Genomic DNA, 18,571 nt, shown 5'->3' with positions numbered 1-18,571 from the left:
GAATACCGTTTTCTATCAGGCAAATGGAGCCAGAATGACTACCATACTCTCTGTCAGGCGTGACGATGAAGTTGCCATGGGTGGCGACGGCCAGGTCTCCCTCGGCAATACCGTAATGAAGGGCAATGCCCGCAAGGTTCGCCGGCTCTATAACGACAAGGTGCTGGCCGGTTTTGCGGGTGGTACCGCCGACGCATTCACCCTGTTCGAGCGTTTTGAAGCCCAACTCGAGAAACACCAGGGCAACCTTACCCGCGCCGCTGTCGAACTGGCCAAAGACTGGCGAACGGACCGAGCTCTCCGCCGGCTGGAGGCCCTGCTGGCCGTTGCCGACAAAACCGCATCCCTCATCATTACCGGCAACGGCGATGTTATCGAACCAGAACAGGGATTGATCGCGATCGGCTCCGGCGGTCCGTTTGCACAGGCTTCCGCAAGAGCCCTGTTGGAAAACACTGACCTGAAAGCCAACGAGATTGTGGAGAAGGGCCTGGATATCGCGGCCGACATCTGCATCTACACCAACCACAATCGCACCCTCGAAGTGCTCTCAGCCAACGATTGATCCGGAGCTAGCATGTCTGCAATGACCCCCCGTGAGATTGTCCACGAGCTCAACAAACACATCGTGGGCCAGGAAGAGGCCAAGCGTTCCGTAGCCATCGCCCTGCGCAACCGCTGGCGCAGGATGCAGCTGGACAGTGGTCTGCGCGAAGAGATCACACCAAAAAACATCCTTATGATCGGCCCCACCGGTGTGGGTAAAACTGAAATCGCACGCCGTCTTGCCAAACTGGCCGACGCCCCCTTTCTGAAAGTGGAAGCGACCAAGTTTACCGAAGTGGGCTATGTGGGCCGGGACGTCGAGTCCATTATCCGTGACCTGGCGGACATGGCCATCAAGATGCTGCGCGAGAAGGAAATGAAGCGCCACGAGCATCGCGCCATGGACGCCGCCGAGGAACGCATTCTGGATGCCCTGATCCCGCCACCCCGGGACTTCAAGGAAGACAGCCAGAAAACCGAAGACTCTTCCACCCGCCAGCTGTTCCGCAAGAAACTGCGCGAGGGCGAGCTGGACGACAAGGAAATCGAAATCGACCTGCGTAACAGCGGCGCCGGCGTTGAAATCATGGCACCTCCAGGCATGGAGGAGATGACCAGCCAGCTACAGAACATGTTCTCGAGCATGTCCTCTGATAAACGCAAGACCCGCAAGATGAAGGTCGCTGACGCCATGAAGCACGTTCGCGACGAGGAAGCCGCCAAACTGGTCAATGAAGAGGAAATCAAGCAGAAAGCCATCCAGACCGTCGAGCAGAATGGCATCGTCTTCATCGACGAAATCGACAAGGTGGCCAAGCGCTCCGAGAACACCTCATCCGATGTTTCCCGGGAAGGTGTGCAACGGGACCTACTGCCCCTGATCGAAGGCAGCACCGTCAGCACCAAGTATGGCTCCGTACGAACGGATCACATCCTGTTTATCGCGTCCGGCGCGTTTCACCTGTCGAAGCCGTCTGACCTGATCCCGGAGTTACAGGGCCGCCTGCCGATCCGTGTTGAGCTGCAGGCACTGACCCCGGATGACTTCAAACGTATCCTCACGGAGCCAGATGCCTCTCTGGTACAGCAGTACGAAGCCCTGATGGGCACCGAGGGTGTCAAACTGACCTTCACAGAGGACGCCATCGCCCGTATTGCGGAAGTCGCCTACAAGGTCAACGAAACCACGGAAAATATCGGTGCAAGACGCCTACATACGGTGCTGGAACGACTGCTGGAGAGTCTGTCTTACGAGGCAGGTGATCAGGTCACCGACAGCTTCGAGGTTACCGCGGCGTTTGTGGACGAAAAACTGGGTGAGTTGGCTGAAGACGAAGATCTGAGCCGCTATATCCTGTGACCCGCAAGGGCAGGAAGGCCCGAATGTATCCTATTGGGGCGCGCGTTCTTCGCGCCCCCTACAAGGCCTTACTGAACAGCTCCGACACATTATCAAAGCCGGTTGCCAACTTTCCTTTCTGAGCCCGTTTCTTACGGCCTTTTGCCACATAAAGGGGCAGCATCTCACCGTACAGGCTGGTACTGATGGTGCGCTGCTCGTCTTCCAGACGATCCCGACGCAGACGAATACCATACTTCGCAAGTTTAGGCTCCAACTCGTCCGCACGGTTCAGAAGATCACGCCGCGTCATCTGGTAGGCGTGCTCACACACCATCCGGCGGGACTGGAAACTGAACACATTGGAGAAGAACAGCTTGGCATCATCGCGGGTCGGCTCGAACAGCAGAATATCCTTGTCCGGGTAATCCCGGGTGTACTGCGCAATGCCCGATTGCATTCGGGAGTACACCATAGTGCGGAACATCTGGGACAGCAGGTTTGGCATACCCGACCGGGTCAGATCGCCCGGCCCCATGGTACCGGCTCGCACAGCTGAGCTTGCATCAATGGGAACCTGTGGATTGACCGCGAAAACCAGATCCGCACCGTCCTCAAACGCCACGGAGGCATGCAACCCCTTTCTCAGAGTACCGTCCACGTAGTAACGCCCGTCGATGGTGACCGGAACATAGATACCCGGAGACGAGGTACTCGCCTGAATCGCTTTTGATATGGGCACGTGATCAAAACCGGGGGCACCAAAGCAGACCGCCTCAGTGCTTTCCACATCCGCCGCAACAATATAAAGACTGCGCTTAAGCTGTCGGAAATCGTTGGTGCGACCAAGCATGGTAAAGGCCCGCTGCAGATATTCGTGCAGGCCTTCGTTATCGAAAAGGCCCGCAGGCGCAGCCTGCGCAAGAATCGTCAGCGCTTCCAGCAGGCTCTGGTCATAAGGGTTATTTACGAACCGTCGCACAGCCGTCGTCACCAGACCCGGAACCGCCAGCAAGCGACTGCCCAGTTCCCGGAACGCCGGGCGATAGAATACTTCCGGGTGGAAGGGGTGCACTTCCGCTTCATTGCGCACAAAAATCCGACACAACTGGGCGGTGGTCATCTGGTTGGCCAGATTGGCCGCAACAAAGGAGCCCGCGTTCACGCCGACGTAAACATCAATATTATTGAAATCAAGGCCATCCAGCGCCTCATCGAGCGCGCGCAATGCCCCGATTTCGTAGATACCTCCCAACGGGCCACCGCCGCCGAGGGCCAGGCCGATACGAGGTTCGGGCTTAATCGCTGTTGTGGTTGCCGTCATTCAATATCCCCATGCGGGTGCGGTTGCCTATTGTTTTCAACATTAGCAGCCAGTTTTAGAGTACACACCCTATATAGGACCAATTGGCTATACGCCTTCACGAAAGGGCCTTTTCGGCATGGGCAATGGCACTGGACTTGCCCGGGCGCAGATAGCGGCCAAATCCGGCATTGCGCAGGGCCAGATCCACACAACTCTTGATAACGTGCGGCGAATCCAGCAACAGCACATCTTCCAGTAGCTGTGCCGACCATTCGCGGCTAACACTGCGAATGACCGACTTGACCTTGGGCAGGCTGGCCGCGTTCATGGAGAGCGAATCGTAACCCATCGCCATCAACAGCAGCGCGCCGCCAGGGTCACCCGCCAGTTCACCGCAGATACCGACAGGCTTGCCGACCGCATGGGCGTCCTGTGCTACGCGCACCAGCGCCTGCAACACGGCGGGATGATAGGAATGGTACAGCTGCGCAACCCTGGGGTTGTTGCGATCCACCGCCAGCAGGTACTGGGTCAGGTCGTTTGAGCCAACAGAGAGGAAATCCACGCGATCCGCCAACTCGCGAATCTGATACACCGCCGCCGGAATCTCCACCATTACCCCGACCTTGGGCATATGGATGTTGTAACCTTCCTCCCTGACCTCATGATAAACCCGGTAAATCAGGTGGAGGGATTCTTCCACTTCTGAAATATTGCTGATCATCGGCAGCATGATCTGCAGATTGTTCAGGCCCTCACTCGCTTTGAGCATCGCCCTTACCTGAACCAGGAATATCTCTGGATGATCCAGGGTTACCCGGATACCGCGCCAACCCAGAAACGGGTTCTCTTCCTGGATCGGGAAGTACGTCAGCGCCTTATCGCCGCCGATGTCCAGCGTACGCATGGTGACAGGGTTCGGGGCAAAGGCTTCCAGTTGCTCGCGGTAGTATTCGCGCTGTTCCTGTTCTGACGGGAACCGGTCCTTGATCATGAACGGCACTTCGGTGCGGTACAGACCGATACCTTCAGCACCGTGGCTCAGAGAGCGCACCACATCGGTCATCAAACCGGTATTCACCAGCAGCGACACGCGGTGGTTGTCGGTGGTTTCGCAAGGCAGGTCCCGCAGGGCTTCCAGCCCTTTGACCAACTCATCTTCCTCGTCACAGATTTCCTGGTAGAAGTTCCTCAGGTCCGAGGAGGGTGACGCAAAAATCTGCCCTTCAAAGCCATCAACAATCAGGTCCTTGCCGTCCAGTTGGTTGACCGGAATATCTACCAGCCCCATGACCGTGGGCACCCCCATGGCACGTGCCAGGATGGCAACGTGGGAGTTGCTGGAGCCCTTGACCGACACCAAACCGACCAGTTGCCCCTTGGGCACTTCCCCGAGCATGGCCGGTGTCAGTTCTTCACTGACCAGGACCGTGTTCTCAGGGTAGACCGTGTCCTTCTGCTCACCTTCCTGCAAGTGAGACAACAAACGGCGGCCGAGATCCCGGATGTCGACAGCCCGCTCCTGCAGGTAGTGGTCGTCCATCATTTCAAAGTGACGAACGTACTGCTGAACCACCTGTTTCAGCGCGCCCTGAGCCCAGAAACCTTCCTTGATCCGGTTGCCCACCTCACCTGGCATTGCGTCATCGCCCAGCATACGCAAATAGACATCGAACAGAGCCTGCTCTTCCGGGCGAAGCTGGGAAGCGAGCCGGGCCGCCACCCGCTCAATATCTTCCCGAACCGCAGTTACCGCGCCATCAAACAGCGACAGTTCCAATTCAATATCGTCGGTGGGCTTCTCAGGCACTACGTCCAGGTCGGCGGCAGGGTACACCACCACACCCTTGCCAATGGCAACGCCCGGCGCGCCAGGCACACCACTGAAACTGACATCGGTCGCTTCTTCACCGGTCAGGGAAAGACCGCTGATGGCGCCCGTTGCCTCGCTGTGGGCGATCACACCGGCCAATTGGGCCGAAACGGTAACCAGGAAGGCTTCTTCACCCTCGTCAAAGCAGCGCGAACTTTCCCGTTGCTGAACAACAAGAACGCCAAGAACCCGGCGATGGTGAATGATGGGAACACCCAGGAACGAGCGGAAACGCTCTTCGCCGGTCTCTGGAAAGTAACGATAACGGGGGTGGGATGGAGCATCTTCAAGGTTGATAGGCTCCTCCCGGGAGCCAACCAGACCAATCAGGCCCTCGGAATAAGCCAGGCTGACCTGCCCTACTGCTTGCTGGTACAAGCCTTCCGTGGCCATTAATATGTAGCGATTTGTGGCTGGATCAAGCAGATAAACCGAGCAAACCTCGGTATCCATGGCTTTCTGCACCCGCGAAACAATGACATCCAGCGCCTCCTGCAAATCGCGGGCACTGTTTACCTCTTGTACAAGACTTCGCAGTATGCTCAGCATGGCGGGTTCAATCCGTCATTTCTGTGTGTCCTTCGCGCGTCGGGAAGGCTCGCTCTGGCGCCACTGTTCCATGTTGTAAAACAGCCGCGGCGCGAGCTCTCGCAGCGCACGTCGATAGACCTCGCGTTTAAACGATACGACCTGCCCAAGCGGGTACCAGTAGCTAACCCACTGCCAGCCGTCGAATTCCGGCGAGTCCGTGCCGTCCACGCGTACCTGCGCATCCGGCGAAAGCATCCTCAGCAGGAACCATTTCTGTTTTTGTCCCACGCAGACCGGGTGCGAATTGTGGCGCACCATCCTGCGAGGGAGGCGGTATCTCAGCCAGCCACGGGTACAGCTGATGATCTCCACATCGCCTGTACCGAGACCAATTTCCTCCGCCAGTTCCCTGTAAAGGGCCTCTTCCGGTGATTCGTCGTGCTTGATACCACCTTGAGGGAACTGCCAGGAGTCCTGCCCTATTCGCCTTGCCCAGAGGACTTCCCCCCTGTGATTGGCCAGAATGATTCCGACGTTGGGTCTGAAACCGTCCGAATCGATCACGGCACAGTCCTCTTAAAAGTCGGTTGGCCGGATTAAAAATTCACCGGCCGGATTTATCCAAGTTGCTCTCATTCTTACAGAATCCCAAGGCTTCGGCAAACGAAGCCGACGGCGGCGCGTCATGCTAGACTGTTGCGCCTGTGACAGTCGTCGTTTTTGCCGGAGGTATCCAAGTTGACGCTCGCGATTTTTGATCTCGATAACACCCTGCTCGCCGGAGACAGCGACCATGCCTGGGGGGAATTCCTGGTAGAAGAGTCGATTATGGATGCGGAGGAATACCGGCAGGCAAACGACCGCTTCTATGAGGAGTATCTGAATGGCGAGCTGGACATCATGCGCTACCTGAGCTTTGCCCTTCAGCCTCTTGCACGGCATGACACGGAACAGCTGCTGGCCTGGCGCGAACAGTTTGTGGCGAAGAAAATCCAGCCTATGATGCTCGAAAAAGCCAAGGCATTGCTGGATAGCCACCGGGCCGATGGCCACACGCTGATGATCATCACCGCCACCAACCGGTTCGTGACCGAGCCGGTGGCTAAACTGTTGGACATTGATCACCTGATTGCCACTGAGCCAGAGATGGTCAATGGGCGCTATACGGGGGAGGTTGCAGGCGTCCCAAGCTTTCAGGACGGCAAAGTAACCCGCCTGAATGACTGGCTCGAATCGACCGGAGAAAGCCTCGAAGGCGCATGGTTCTACAGCGACTCTCACAACGACGCGCCTCTGCTACGCAAAGTTGAGAACCCGGTAGCGGTCGATCCAGATCCAACCCTTGAAAACATGGCGAAAGAGAATGGCTGGAAGATTATGAGCCTTCGAGGTTAACTGCCATTGTCTGGGCCAGTCAGCGGGGGCGCTACTCCGGGAGCGTCAAAAACATGGATGTTTTTGTCGAGCGTACAGGGACGTATTTACAGCGTATCCCGGAGTAGTGCCCCCGCTGACTGACCTCCCCCAAGCTCAAAGAAACCCAGTCAACGACCGAACAAAACAGCTTTTAATATAATCCGTCTCCGGAATCCCCGGTACTACCGGATGATCCGGTGCTTGATGGCCTTGCTCCAATAACTGGACAAACCGGTCAATCTTGCGGCCGCTGCTGCGGATAATATCCGTCAGCTTCTCTTGGGACAGATGCATAGAGCAGGAAGCCGACACCAGTAGTCCATCCCGATCAAGCAGCCGAAGTCCCAACTGGTTCAGGCGGGCATAAGCCTCTTCCCCAGCCTTCTGGTCACGCCGCCGGGGGATCAGTGCCGGTGGGTCGAGGACAACGATGTCGAACTTTTCCTTCTCATCGCACAGCGCTTTCAGGGCGTCGAAGGCATCACCCTCTATCGTCTCGATGTTATCAAGGCCATTGATCTTCGCATTGTGATGAACAGAGTCGATGGCACCAGAGGAACTGTCCACACAGGTCACCTGCGTAGCCCCGGCACAGGCAGCCTGGATACCCCAGCCACCTACGTAACTGAACACATCCAGCACACGCTTGCCCGGCGCATAGGCCTGCAGCCGCTGCCGGTTCATGCGGTGATCATAGAACCATCCCGTTTTCTGCCCCCCTTCCATGGGCACCTCGAATCGCACGCCATTCTCCTCAACCGGCAGGAGATCAATCTCCGGGCCATGGGCCTGCTCAACGTAAGTATCCAGCCCTTCTACCTTCCGCATCTTGCCGTCGTTCTTGAGGATAATCGCCCGCGGATGCGCCAACCGCTGCACCGCACGAACAACCGACTCCTTCATCTGCTCCATGCCGGCCGTGGAAATCTGAACCACCACCACATCATCAAACCGGTCAATCACCAGCCCGGAAAGCCCGTCACTGTCGCCAAACACCCAGCGATAAAACGGCTTGTCAAACAACCGCTCCCGCAGAGCCAGCGCCGTCTCCACCCGCTCGGTAAGCCTTTGCGGCGTCATGCCATGAGCGGCATTCCGGCTGATCAAACGGCCGCAGATCAGCGCATGCGGATTCACAAACACCGTGCCCATGGGTTTATCGTTGGCCGCGCGCAGTTCAGCCTGGGCTCCGGCTTCAAACTCGGTCAGCGGGGAGCGATGGGTATCCACTTCATTGCTGTAGACCCAAAGATGACCAGCCCGGAGCCTGCGCTCTGCGCCTTTGCGGAGGTATAAAACCGGAAAATTCATAAATAAACGCCTGAAGAAATAATATAAGGAAGGCTTTTCGAGACGAGTCCAGCACACAGGTTCGGAGATTAAGCTGGGCAGGCTTTCCAAAACTGTGCGGAGCCATGGATGGCGGAGCCCAAGCCGCACAAGGACGTCTTGAGGCGTGTTTTGGAAGGCCCTCCCGGCTTGGTCCTAACTCCGAAGCAATCCGCGGGGTCACTCCTCGGCAGCCACATGCTCCGCATAGGCCACAGAATCCATCAGGCCATCCAGCTCACCGGCATCCGCCAACCGCACCCGGAACAACCAGCCATCGCCATAAGGATCCTCATTCACCTTCTCAGGCTCATCCTCAAGGCTCTCATTGACCTCAATCACCTCACCGGTCACCGGACTGAACACATCCGACGCCGACTTCACCGACTCGGCAACACCCGCCTCTTCAGCACCAGTTACCGTCGAACCCACATCCGGAACACCAATAAAAACGATATCCCCCAGTTGATCCTGGGCAAAATCCGTGATTCCGACGGTTGCGGTGCCGTCGTCGGCCACACGCACCCACTGGTGCGTTTCAATGTATTTCAGATCTGCGGGTGTTTCGCTCATGGTCACATGTCCCCGATGAATAATTTCGCGCATTTTAACCGAAGAACGACGCCCCCGCGAACATCTCAACCAAAGTTGCGACGGATTCTAGCTTCAATCCAGCCCCCAGGTCGTTTCCCGCGCCATCGTCATGAACGACTGAAGATAGGCCACATCCACATCCCGCTCACGGAGGCCCAGGAAAATCTGCTTATCAATACCCTCCCGCCCCAGCCGTACCGGGCTGATCGGCATCTGATGGGCGTACTCTTCCACCAGCCATCGGGGTAGTGCCGATACCCCCCGCCCTGCCGCGACCATTTGCAGCATGATGTCCGTGGTTTCAATGGTCTTATGCCGGGCCGGGCTGCTGTGGGCCGGCACCAGAAACCGGGTATAAATATCCAGCCGCTCGGCATCGACCGGATAGGTAATAAGGGTCTCACTTTCAAGGTCCGACGGCTCCGCCCAAGGCCTGGAGGCCAGTGGGTGATCGCTCGGCACTACGAGAACCTGCTCGTAATCAAAGACCGGCTCGTACACGAGCCCCTTGCGGTGCAATGGGTCCGGCGTCACCAACACATCGATGTCGTAGCCAAACAAAGCACCGATACCACCAAACTGGAAGCGTTGCTTCACATCCACATCCACGCCAGGCCATTGCTCAAGATACGGCCCAACCACCTTGAGCAGCCACTGGTAACAAGGATGACATTCCATACCGATTCGCAGGCTGCCCCGCTGCCCTCGGGCAATCTGACCCACCAATTCCTCGGCATGCTCGAACTGCGGCAACAAACGATTCGCTAGTGACAGCAAATACAACCCGGATTGAGTTGGCCGCAGTTTACGGCCTTCACGCACCCACACGGGCGTTCCCAGCTGCTGCTCCAGCTTCTTCATGGCATGACTGAGGGCAGACTGGGTGAGGCACAGCGCGTCCGCCGCCGCCGTCAATGAGCCGCTCCGATCCACTTCACGGACGATCTCCAGATGATTGCGTTCTATCATTGGCCGGCCTTACTTGAAAATAATTCATGGATTCATGAGATTTTACCATTATTTTTCATGGCAGTTCAGCACTAGCCTTGATGACCTGAATGACGACAGGAGATTCATCATGGTAACCACCCATAACCTAGGCTTTCCCAGGATTGGCCAACGTCGCGAACTCAAATTTGCCCTTGAGGGCTATTGGAAAGGCGAGTTAAGCGAAGACAACCTACAGCAAACCGCGGCAGGGCTTCGCGCCAGCAACTGGCGACACCAACGCCCGCTCACGCTGGCACCGGTCGGTGACTTCTCGCTCTATGACCAGGTGCTGGACATGAGCGCCACACTCGGTAACCTGCCACAGCGCGCCGGCACAGCCGATGACAACGAACTCAACCGCTACTTCCGCATTGCCCGTGGCCGGTCCCCGGCTGATGACGATTGCTGCGGCGTGCATGCCGGCGAAATGACCAAGTGGTTTGACACCAACTACCACTATATTGTGCCGGAATTCGAGGCGGACACGCGGTTCAGCCTGAATCCCACACGCTTGCTGGAACAGCTGGCTGAGGCCAGGGCCGTAGGCGTCAACGCCAAGCCGGTTATCATCGGCCCCGTCACCTATCTCTGGCTTGGTAAATCCAAGGACGACACAGACCGGCTCAGCCTGCTGGAAGACTTGCTACCGGTCTATGCGGAGCTGCTGCAGCTTCTTGCCGACAATGGCGCAGAGTGGGTGCAGATTGACGAGCCCATCCTGGTGACCGACCTGGGAGGCGATTGGCGGCACGCCCTGAACCTGGCTTACCACAACCTCAAGGCAAGCCCGGTAAAACTGTTGCTGACCACCTACTTCGGCCAACTGCGGGAAAACCTGCAACTGGCCTGTGAGCTGCCGGTTGCCGGCCTGCACCTGGATGCGACAAACGCCCGTGACGAAGTGTCCCGCGTGACGGACTGGCTGCCGGGGCACAAGGTTCTCTCACTGGGCGTGATCGACGGTCGCAATATCTGGAAAACCGACCTGGAAGCCACCCTCGACTGGCTGGAACCGGTTTATCAGAAGCTGCGTGAACGACTCTGGATTGCGCCATCCTGCTCACTTCTCCATGTGCCGGTAGACCTGGACAACGAAACCACCATGGACCCGGAGATACGCTCCTGGCTGGCCTTTGCGCGGCAAAAGCTGGAAGAACTGCAGCTGTTGGCCACGGCACTTACCGATGGCCAGGATGCGGTGGCCCGGGAACTGAAGAGCAATGCAGACGCCATACTCAGCCGCAGGAACTCAACCCGCGTGACGGACCCACAGGTTCGCGAGGCGGTCGCGGCGATCACGCCTGAGCTGGGTCAACGCAAGAGCAGCTACCAGCAGCGCTCGGCGATCCAGGCAAGCCACCTGAAGCTGCCGCGCTACCCCACAACCACTATCGGCTCGTTCCCCCAGACCAAGGATATCCGCCAAACACGGCTCAAATTTCGTAAGGGTGAGCTCGCACCCGAGGAATATCACGAGCGAATCCGCGCAGAAATCCGCCACTGCGTTGAGGAACAGGAACAGTTGGGGCTGGACGTGCTGGTCCACGGCGAGGCGGAACGTAACGACATGGTGGAGTACTTCGGCGAGCAACTGGAAGGCTACGTGTTCAGCCGCTTCGGCTGGGTACAGTCCTACGGTTCCCGCTGCGTGAAACCGCCCATCCTGTTCGGTGATATCTCCCGGCCCAAGGCCATGACCGTGGAATGGATTCGCTACGCCCAGTCCCTGACCGACAAACCCCTCAAAGGCATGCTCACCGGCCCGGTCACCATCCTCAACTGGTCCTTCGTGCGCGATGACCAGCCCCGGAAAGACACCTGCCTGCAACTGGCACTGGCGATCCGCGAGGAAGTACTGGACCTGGAACAGGCTGGCGTGAACATCATTCAGATTGACGAAGCCGCCCTTCGCGAAGGCCTGCCCCTGCGCCAGAGCGACTGGGAGACCTACCTGGACTGGGCCATCGAAGCCTTCCGGATTACTGCCAATGGCGTGAAGGACGAAACCCAGATACACACCCATATGTGCTATTCGGAATTCAACGACATCATCGAAGCCATCGCCCGCATGGATGCCGATGTCATCACCATAGAAACCTCCAGGTCCGACATGGAGCTACTCGACGCCTTCAAGGGATTCCAGTATCCCAATGATATTGGTCCGGGTGTCTACGATATTCACTCGCCCAACGTGCCGGGGACTGAGCAGATCGTGTCGCTGATGAACAAGGCCGCGGAAAGAATCCCCGCCGAAAGGCTCTGGATCAACCCGGACTGCGGGCTGAAAACCCGGTCGTGGGAGGAGGTAATTCCGGCACTCAAGGGGATGGTGGCTGCGGCCCGGGAGTTGCGGGGATCGTGAAGTTCCCTGAAGGGGGGGAAGAAGGGCAGTAATGCCTCTCCTTCTCCTCACTCAGGAAGCCACTTTTAGACAGGAAGGACGTAACAATCCAATAGCGCCGGGGCCTTAAAGATTCCCGAAAGGCAATCAATAACTCTCAGGCAGTTGATCAATGCGTATCCAGTGTTTCGGCTTTCCGAAATTACGACAGTTTACGCACCGCAAGCTGCCGGGTTCGTCGAACTCAAGCTTTAGTAGACTCCAGGAGTTGTCGCTGCTGGTTTTTCCGCAATCTTGCTCAGAATTACTGGAAAAAACATTGAGTGAGCCGTCGGGGCCGCAGTGGGCGAACGTATTGGACAGCGGCCGACCCAGCACATTAATCATGAACATTCCCGCCTTTGAGATGATCAGCTTGGGGACCGTGTTAAACTGCTCTTCATGGCGCTGGTAATGTTCTATAAATTCCTTGCCTTGCTCCCGATCATAGTCTGGATAGTAAATTCCCCAAGCAGCTTCCGGCACCGGCAACAATCTGGAGCTATTTTAGGTCAACGGATTAATAAGAACTGGAAGTAACAGCGCAGCAACGATCAACCCCATTTTTGGCACCCTGTGCCGCCAAGAATGGCGCAAATCTGGTAACAGCTGAATCAACAATCCAAACCATCCACATAACAACATCACAGCAGATGCAGTCTGCCCATCGAGGAAAAAGTGTGTGAACGCGAATGGCAGGGTTATCAGGCCCGTGATCACGCCTTTTCCAATCAGGGTTACCACTCCCTGATCACGGACCGGGACACTGAAAAAAATACTCAACCAGCCGGCTAGGTGGCTCAGAAAAAAGATAGTCAGGAACCCGGTATCCAGAATTAAGTTTTCGAAATAAAAGGAGGGCTTGCTGAAACCCTCATAAATAATGATCAACAGGTTGCTGAGAAGAATGACTGTTGAGGGGATAAGGAAAAAGGCTGAAATGTAAGGCATTGAAAAACGAGTTTCTGTCAGTGTCCTTGACTGGCTGGCAGCTAGGCCGTAATGGCTTCGTCATGAAACGATGAACACAGGTTTCAAACCAAAGCAAGAACCGCTAGACCAGCTGGCTTATTTCGGCGCCCTCCGGAATCTGGGAAGGATAATCAGGTTCCCGGTCCTTGAGCATATTGGCCAGCCGGCGCTCCCGCACTTTATAAACCGAAGGGTCCAGACGGAGCACCTTCAGCGGCACGGGGTCACCCTCTCGTAACTTATCAAACAGCCCGGCCTTGCTGAGATAATAAGCACCACTATAGTTTCTTCCGTTGAACTGGAAATCATACTCTACGAGCAAATTGCACAGGTGATAGCCCTCACCCCTGGGGTTGTTATTTTGGTCGTACTCCTGATGGAACTGGCATTCAGTCGACTTACTGGTCAAGACCCCATCGACCTCAACCCCATATTTTCGCAACAAGGCCTGGTCGTAGTAGTAACTCACGCCGGAGTGAGCGGTGACGAAAGCTGTGACAAACGTTGCCGATCCAATCAGAGCGAACAGGCCACCGAAAGCCATAGCTCCCACTTCGCCAAAGCCAGTAGCAAAGATGCCCCCTCCGACAAGGCCAAAAGCCAACCCGATTCCAAGCAAAATGAAGAAGGCACTGGCGTTGTCTTTTACGGCCGTCCAAAGCAGCGACCAGTCGGTTCCATACTTTCTTTTCACTTAGGAGCTTCCTTGCTTACCTGGACCGCGATTTAATTGATTGGCTCGGGGGAATTGACCACGCAGCGAAAGCCATTCCCACCGCCGTCAATGGGCTCTCCAGAGCGAAAGAACACCGTCCCAGCCCCTGCCATATACTCTCCGTGACCCGCCCAGTCTCGCACTGTTTTTTCAGGAGTATGAGAACCTACCGGTTGCTCCGGGCCTGACGGATTATTCATGGCAATGTGTTCGTAATAATCTTCCTGAAACCAATCCCGTGTCCATTCGGCTACGTTTCCCGTCATATCATATAGCCCCAAAGGATTCGGAGGATAACTTCCGACTGAACGGCGCTCGAAGGTTGCTGAAGAATGAATAAGCGCATTTCCCTCTGGTGGCGTGCCGGGGTCGATATACTCCCGTGGAGGCCGGAGGTATGGGTCTTTTTCCACAAGCCCAGTATCAGTGGCATAAGGTATGTTTCGACCACGACTTCTCGCTGCAAATTCCCATTGCGCTTCTGTCGGAAGCGCAAAAGGCAGGCCTGTTTGTTTGCCCAGCCAATCACAATACCCCTCGGCCTCGGCAAAATTCGGAGCTCGCGCCGGTTTCTGGCGAAAATACGGAGAAAGCGGATCATCAGACACTTGGGCATATCGTCGCTGTGATGGTCGATCGTCGTACCGATCTAGATGTCCGGTTTCTTTTAGGTAAAGCATAAACTCACCCCAGGTAGTTTCATACTTCGAGATCGAATAACCAGCCAGTTTGACGGCCTTAGCTGGGCGGCTGTATTGGTTCCAGGTGACGTGCGGAGTCCCAGTGTCCTTTTCCCCCACATCACCGATTTCGAAGGTGCCGCCCTTTACGAAAACCTGATTGGCGACGGACTTCGAAGCCAAACGATCTAGACTTTCTGCATTTGGGTAACCCGCATGGTTTCCACATGCAGAAAGGAACAGAACACCCACTATTACAAAGAATTTATCGCGACACTTCGGGATCATTTCAGCTCCTAGACTATGTCACATACCCGGCATACGCCGAATGGATCCAGCTTGACTGGCCGACCTGCAATCGCCGCTTCGTCTTTAAGCTGGTGAATGAAGAGTTGTCTTTCAGGCTTGCCCATACCCACAAAGTCGAAGAGTCGGTGAAGATTATTACCAAACTCGTCTAGGCGCGCCAATCCGTCTGGATTCATTCGGACAACTGTTTCGTGAAAGTCTCGCCAACTCTGGAAGGTCGGAAGAATCTCTTTAGCCACCTGAACTTTTTTATCACTTTCATCTATAAAGCCTGGCGTTACCCACCAGTCATGAAGCAAACAATCCAACACTATTCCCTTTACCTCAGGTGGAGAGTGCAGAAAAACACCCCGTTCCCCTCGCCTAAAATCTTCAAGCATGTTTTCAGCCAGAACGGTTCCTTTCTTCTCCCTTTCATAATCGGAGAAAAAATCGGTCAACTGCCCAACCACTGAATCAATAGATTCGCCGGCAAACTCTCCAGCTGCCTCAGCCCAAGTCAGCCCGCGACTCAACGCTGTAAGACTTAAACGCTGGTACCAGAGAAAGGAATTTGTATCTGGGTCAAACAACTCAAGGTATCTAAAGTCCACATCCAGTAATGCGTTGTAGATAAAATGCAGCATCCTTACGATCTGGTTTACCCCCACCTCTAGCAAAAAGCTTCCCGCTGCCCCAACCCCAAGAACCAGTCCTGCGTGGAGGTTGAAATAAAACTTGCCTGTCTCCCGGCTGAACATCAGCCGCGCCTCAAACTCACCCGCTGCCCCCAACGCAGCCTCGACCTTCTGGCCAATCTTACAGAGCGTACCCCAGTTGCTGTCAGCGGAGAGCACGTCCTGCCAGCGCAGCTCACCAGCGAGCTCACATCCACCACGAATGCCGGCAAAAACATTAGCCTCGCCACCCATACTCTGCCCTTTCTTTCGAGCAGCAATGCCTTTGATGTTCGGGATGCCCTCTGAGCTATCGACATGTATATTGCCCGCCAAAATAGCGGACGCACCGGCAAAACCCGAGGCTGTAATCGCGAGGGCAGCCTGGAAATGACCGAGGGATTCATACTTTAGCGGGCCATTCCAGCCACCTTCCCGGTAATAAACACGGATTTCACTTCGGTTGCTGGCCGGAAACGCCTGCTCTATGGTGACTTTTCCTTCCGCAAGCGCATACTGAGCTTCCGCCTTGGCCTGAAGATGTACTTTTCCGTTAGCGGGGTTAACTTCCGCATGCCCACTCGCTCCAGCAGCAAAACGCATGAACTGGGCCTCTGCGGAGGCATCAAAACCCGTTTCAGCCACCTGTTTTGCCCGGTTCTTTCCCCAGATTGACCAGTTTGCTTCATCGTAAAACTGATTGAGCGCCTGCATGATGGCCCCATCCGGGTCAGGGCTCCCCAGCTCTAGATTCACTTTCACCTTGAGCTTGCTTTGAAGTAAATCCGCAAGTTTTCCGCCATCAACACCGTCCTCCGTCAACCAACCCTCACTGCGGGCCTTATCCCGGGCAGCAATACTGTAACGACGCGGGTGTGTTTTCATCTTGTCGGAGCGCACATAAGTTCGGTGTTTTCTGCCAGACAAACGCTTGATCTCGGTAAGCTTCGGTGTTGTCTGCACCCCGTCCGGAATCGCTCCCAGCTCTGCTAGATGTTCAATGATTTCCTGCTTGCGTTGCTGAACTGGTGTCAATACCTGACCCTCGCCTTCCGAAGGTGTGCTATCGGCGTCCTCTGTGCCCTCAGAAAGACTCTCAAGCTCGGAATAGAAAGCTTCGATCAACTGACAAATAGCCTTCTCTTCCGCATCCAGCTCTTTCTCTTCTTCCTCTGTCAGCAGGATTAGCTCATCAGACCCGGTCGCGTGGTAGATCTCCACGACCTTGTCCTGACAGGGTGACTGCTCAACGACTTTGCCCGGCTCCGAGCGCGCTGTGATGACCTCGTCGGCGGCAGGAACTGAGAGTTTCTGGCCCGGATTTATCCGATTGGGGTTTTCTATTGAAGGATTCAGACGAAGCAAGCGAGTAACCGTTGCGTTGTGCTGTCTGGCTATAGCGGACAGGGTGTCCCCGGAAACAACTTCATAGCTTGCAGGCATTATGCATCTCCATATGACATCATGCTGTCGATTATCTCCAGCCGCTGCCCAGCTGGTTTGTCTTCCGACTGTAGTACTGCCAGAGCATCCGGCTCTTCCAATCGATCACCGTAATAGCAGGCAAGCTCGGCATAGGTGGCAATATCCCCTTGGGCCTGGAAGCCAAACGAGCTGGCCCTTAACACGATCTGGTCGATTCTAGACATTGATTCTGGAGTAACTGGCCACCCCGCCTGATGAACCAGTTTTTTCCGGAACACAGCTTCGTTGCCGGCCTCAATCGCCCTGAGATGTTCCTCGCTAAGCTGGAACCATCCCTCATTCGACGCTTCCTGACTCTCACTTGTGCCCGGAACCTCAACGGTTTTCCACCCGTCTACCGGTGCAAAATAGTGCCACCTCGTAACCGGCCCGCTGAATATCGTCAGCTCGTGATCTGAAAGTGATGACAGAAGGGGGTCAATCTGGCTTGGGGAATAGAAACGGAGATAGGCGAGAGCCCCGTCCGGCAACCGTACACTGATCAGACTACGCAAATGATTTCCGAGCGTATGAATATCTGCTATTGATTCGATAGCGATGCCATCCGATCTCCAATTATCCACGTCTCCCCGCAACCTACTGTTTTCAGAAGGGCGGACAATACAGGGACTGACTTCTTTAACCGGCTCGTGAGGCGTACTTCGGTACAAAAGATCCATTTCAGGTCGGTCATCACGCTCATAAATAAACCGGGGGGCATCAATCCGTGCCCCATCCAAAATCAGGAATAGGTCTCCGCTATGAGTTGCTCCACAATCGGGAAATGTCACGTCAAACCTCCCCGGCACATGCACAGGGCTCAGAGGTGCAGATGCCATCTTCCTGTCGCCCACATTGTCTACTCAGAGCGATGTCATCCCGAGCTACCGCCTTGAGCTTCGACACCGGGCTCGGTTGGGGCGAAGCATTGTTGCGCTGTCCAGTTTCTGCCAGGGTCCCTTCCCCCTTGTTGATTCCTTCTGCACTTAAACTCTTCGGCACACCCGGCGCTTGAGCTGCTACAGGGGTGCCCATGCCAGGCCTACCCCCGGAATTCATCTTCACCATAGGCCCGGACACGGTCACACCGCTGGGGTCCACCTTCACAAAGCTACCACCGGCTTTCAGGGTTACTTCCGCACCCGCTTCGATCACGATTTTCATACCGGCCTTGTGGTGGATTTCGCTGCCGGCTTCGATGAGCTGGTTCTTGCCCTGTTTGCTGTGGTGGCTGCCGTTGACGATGAGGCTCGAGTCACCGCCGATGGATTCCCGTTTCTCACCATCCACGGTGGCGTGGTCATTGCCCTTGATGTGGGCCTTGCGGTGGTTGTCCACGGTCAGGTGGCTGTCATTTTTGATGACTTCGGTGCGGTTGTTTTCCGTCAGCAGGTCCAGGTCTTTCTGGGCATGGACGTAGATCTGTTCCTTGTCCGCTTCGTCCTCGAACCTGAGTTCGTTGCTGCCCTCG

17 protein-coding genes are annotated in these 18,571 nt (G+C 55.9%); 4 read left to right on the top strand and 13 right to left on the bottom strand.

The window, feature by feature from the left end; all coding sequences use genetic code 11:
* Positions 1–34: 34 nt before the first annotated feature.
* Together hslV and hslU are read left to right on the top strand one after the other, a co-directional pair.
* Positions 35–565 (top strand): ATP-dependent protease subunit HslV, encoded by a 531-nt coding sequence (gene hslV, locus ACTRWH_RS19835; protein WP_007154624.1) that lies wholly within the window; start codon positions 35–37, stop codon positions 563–565.
* A gap of 12 nt (positions 566–577) precedes the next feature.
* The gene (hslU, locus tag ACTRWH_RS19830; RefSeq protein ID WP_036203558.1) at positions 578–1,906 is read left to right on the top strand and encodes an ATP-dependent protease ATPase subunit HslU; all 1,329 of its coding nucleotides are present in this window, start codon (positions 578–580) and stop codon (positions 1,904–1,906) included.
* A gap of 58 nt (positions 1,907–1,964) precedes the next feature.
* Here hslU and ACTRWH_RS19825 read toward each other — a convergent pair whose 3' ends face one another.
* The 3 genes from ACTRWH_RS19825 to ACTRWH_RS19815 form a co-directional block, all read right to left on the bottom strand.
* Positions 1,965–3,209, bottom strand: coding sequence for a patatin-like phospholipase family protein (locus tag ACTRWH_RS19825; protein WP_036203555.1), 1,245 nt, complete (start codon positions 3,207–3,209; stop codon positions 1,965–1,967).
* Between the two features lie 97 nt (positions 3,210–3,306).
* Positions 3,307–5,613, bottom strand: a complete 2,307-nt coding sequence (gene ptsP / locus ACTRWH_RS19820; RefSeq protein ID WP_036203552.1) for a phosphoenolpyruvate--protein phosphotransferase — start codon at positions 5,611–5,613, stop codon at positions 3,307–3,309.
* Between the two features lie 15 nt (positions 5,614–5,628).
* Positions 5,629–6,159: an RNA pyrophosphohydrolase gene (locus ACTRWH_RS19815; RefSeq protein ID WP_036203550.1), complete on the bottom strand. Its 531-nt coding sequence runs from the start codon at positions 6,157–6,159 to the stop codon at positions 5,629–5,631.
* A gap of 174 nt (positions 6,160–6,333) precedes the next feature.
* Here ACTRWH_RS19815 and ACTRWH_RS19810 point away from each other — a divergent pair, with 174 nt between their 5' ends.
* Entirely contained in the window at positions 6,334–6,990 is a 657-nt protein-coding gene (locus ACTRWH_RS19810) for a histidinol-phosphatase (RefSeq protein ID WP_462826770.1), read from the top strand.
* A gap of 135 nt (positions 6,991–7,125) precedes the next feature.
* On the opposite strand, the gene ACTRWH_RS19805 is transcribed toward ACTRWH_RS19810, so the two are convergent.
* The 3 genes from ACTRWH_RS19805 to ACTRWH_RS19795 form a co-directional block, all read right to left on the bottom strand.
* A complete protein-coding gene (locus ACTRWH_RS19805; RefSeq protein WP_085681604.1) occupies positions 7,126–8,322 on the bottom strand; it encodes a class I SAM-dependent rRNA methyltransferase in 1,197 nt (398 codons plus the stop codon).
* 198 nt (positions 8,323–8,520) lie between these two features.
* Positions 8,521–8,913, bottom strand: a complete 393-nt coding sequence (gcvH, locus tag ACTRWH_RS19800) for a glycine cleavage system protein GcvH (RefSeq protein ID WP_036203540.1) — start codon at positions 8,911–8,913, stop codon at positions 8,521–8,523.
* 93 nt (positions 8,914–9,006) lie between these two features.
* Complete coding sequence (locus ACTRWH_RS19795; protein ID WP_036203537.1) at positions 9,007–9,903, bottom strand: LysR family transcriptional regulator; 897 nt, start codon at positions 9,901–9,903, stop codon at positions 9,007–9,009.
* 109 nt (positions 9,904–10,012) lie between these two features.
* Here ACTRWH_RS19795 and metE point away from each other — a divergent pair, with 109 nt between their 5' ends.
* Complete coding sequence (gene metE / locus ACTRWH_RS19790) at positions 10,013–12,286, top strand: 5-methyltetrahydropteroyltriglutamate--homocysteine S-methyltransferase (protein ID WP_199480859.1); 2,274 nt, start codon at positions 10,013–10,015, stop codon at positions 12,284–12,286.
* Between the two features lie 126 nt (positions 12,287–12,412).
* Here metE and ACTRWH_RS19785 read toward each other — a convergent pair whose 3' ends face one another.
* The 7 genes from ACTRWH_RS19785 to ACTRWH_RS19755 all read right to left on the bottom strand — a co-directional run.
* Positions 12,413–12,790: a hypothetical protein gene (locus ACTRWH_RS19785; RefSeq protein ID WP_136633112.1), complete on the bottom strand. Its 378-nt coding sequence runs from the start codon at positions 12,788–12,790 to the stop codon at positions 12,413–12,415.
* A gap of 21 nt (positions 12,791–12,811) precedes the next feature.
* Positions 12,812–13,255 carry a hypothetical protein gene (locus tag ACTRWH_RS19780; protein ID WP_199480860.1) on the bottom strand — a complete coding sequence of 148 codons (444 nt, stop codon included), beginning with the start codon at positions 13,253–13,255 and terminating at the stop codon, positions 12,812–12,814.
* 103 nt (positions 13,256–13,358) lie between these two features.
* Complete coding sequence (locus tag ACTRWH_RS19775; protein ID WP_041335827.1) at positions 13,359–13,970, bottom strand: hypothetical protein; 612 nt, start codon at positions 13,968–13,970, stop codon at positions 13,359–13,361.
* 32 nt (positions 13,971–14,002) lie between these two features.
* Entirely contained in the window at positions 14,003–14,959 is a 957-nt protein-coding gene (locus tag ACTRWH_RS19770; protein ID WP_082040592.1) for a formylglycine-generating enzyme family protein, read from the bottom strand.
* An 8-nt stretch (positions 14,960–14,967) separates the two neighbouring features.
* Positions 14,968–17,079: a LysM peptidoglycan-binding domain-containing protein gene (locus tag ACTRWH_RS19765; RefSeq protein WP_199480861.1), complete on the bottom strand. Its 2,112-nt coding sequence runs from the start codon at positions 17,077–17,079 to the stop codon at positions 14,968–14,970.
* Positions 17,079–17,891, bottom strand: coding sequence for a DUF4123 domain-containing protein (locus ACTRWH_RS19760; RefSeq protein WP_462826769.1), 813 nt, complete (start codon positions 17,889–17,891; stop codon positions 17,079–17,081). Before ACTRWH_RS19760 ends, ACTRWH_RS19765 begins: the two co-directional genes overlap by 1 nt.
* 1 nt (position 17,892) lies before the next feature.
* A partial coding sequence (locus ACTRWH_RS19755) for a bacteriophage T4 gp5 trimerisation domain-containing protein (protein WP_462826768.1) occupies positions 17,893–18,571 on the bottom strand: 679 nt, incomplete at its 5' end.

Source organism: Marinobacter sp. G5_S1_61_S3 (assembly GCF_054968585.1).
The sequence above is the reverse complement of the archived record's forward strand: the minus strand, read 5'-3'. Positions and strand labels throughout refer to the sequence as shown.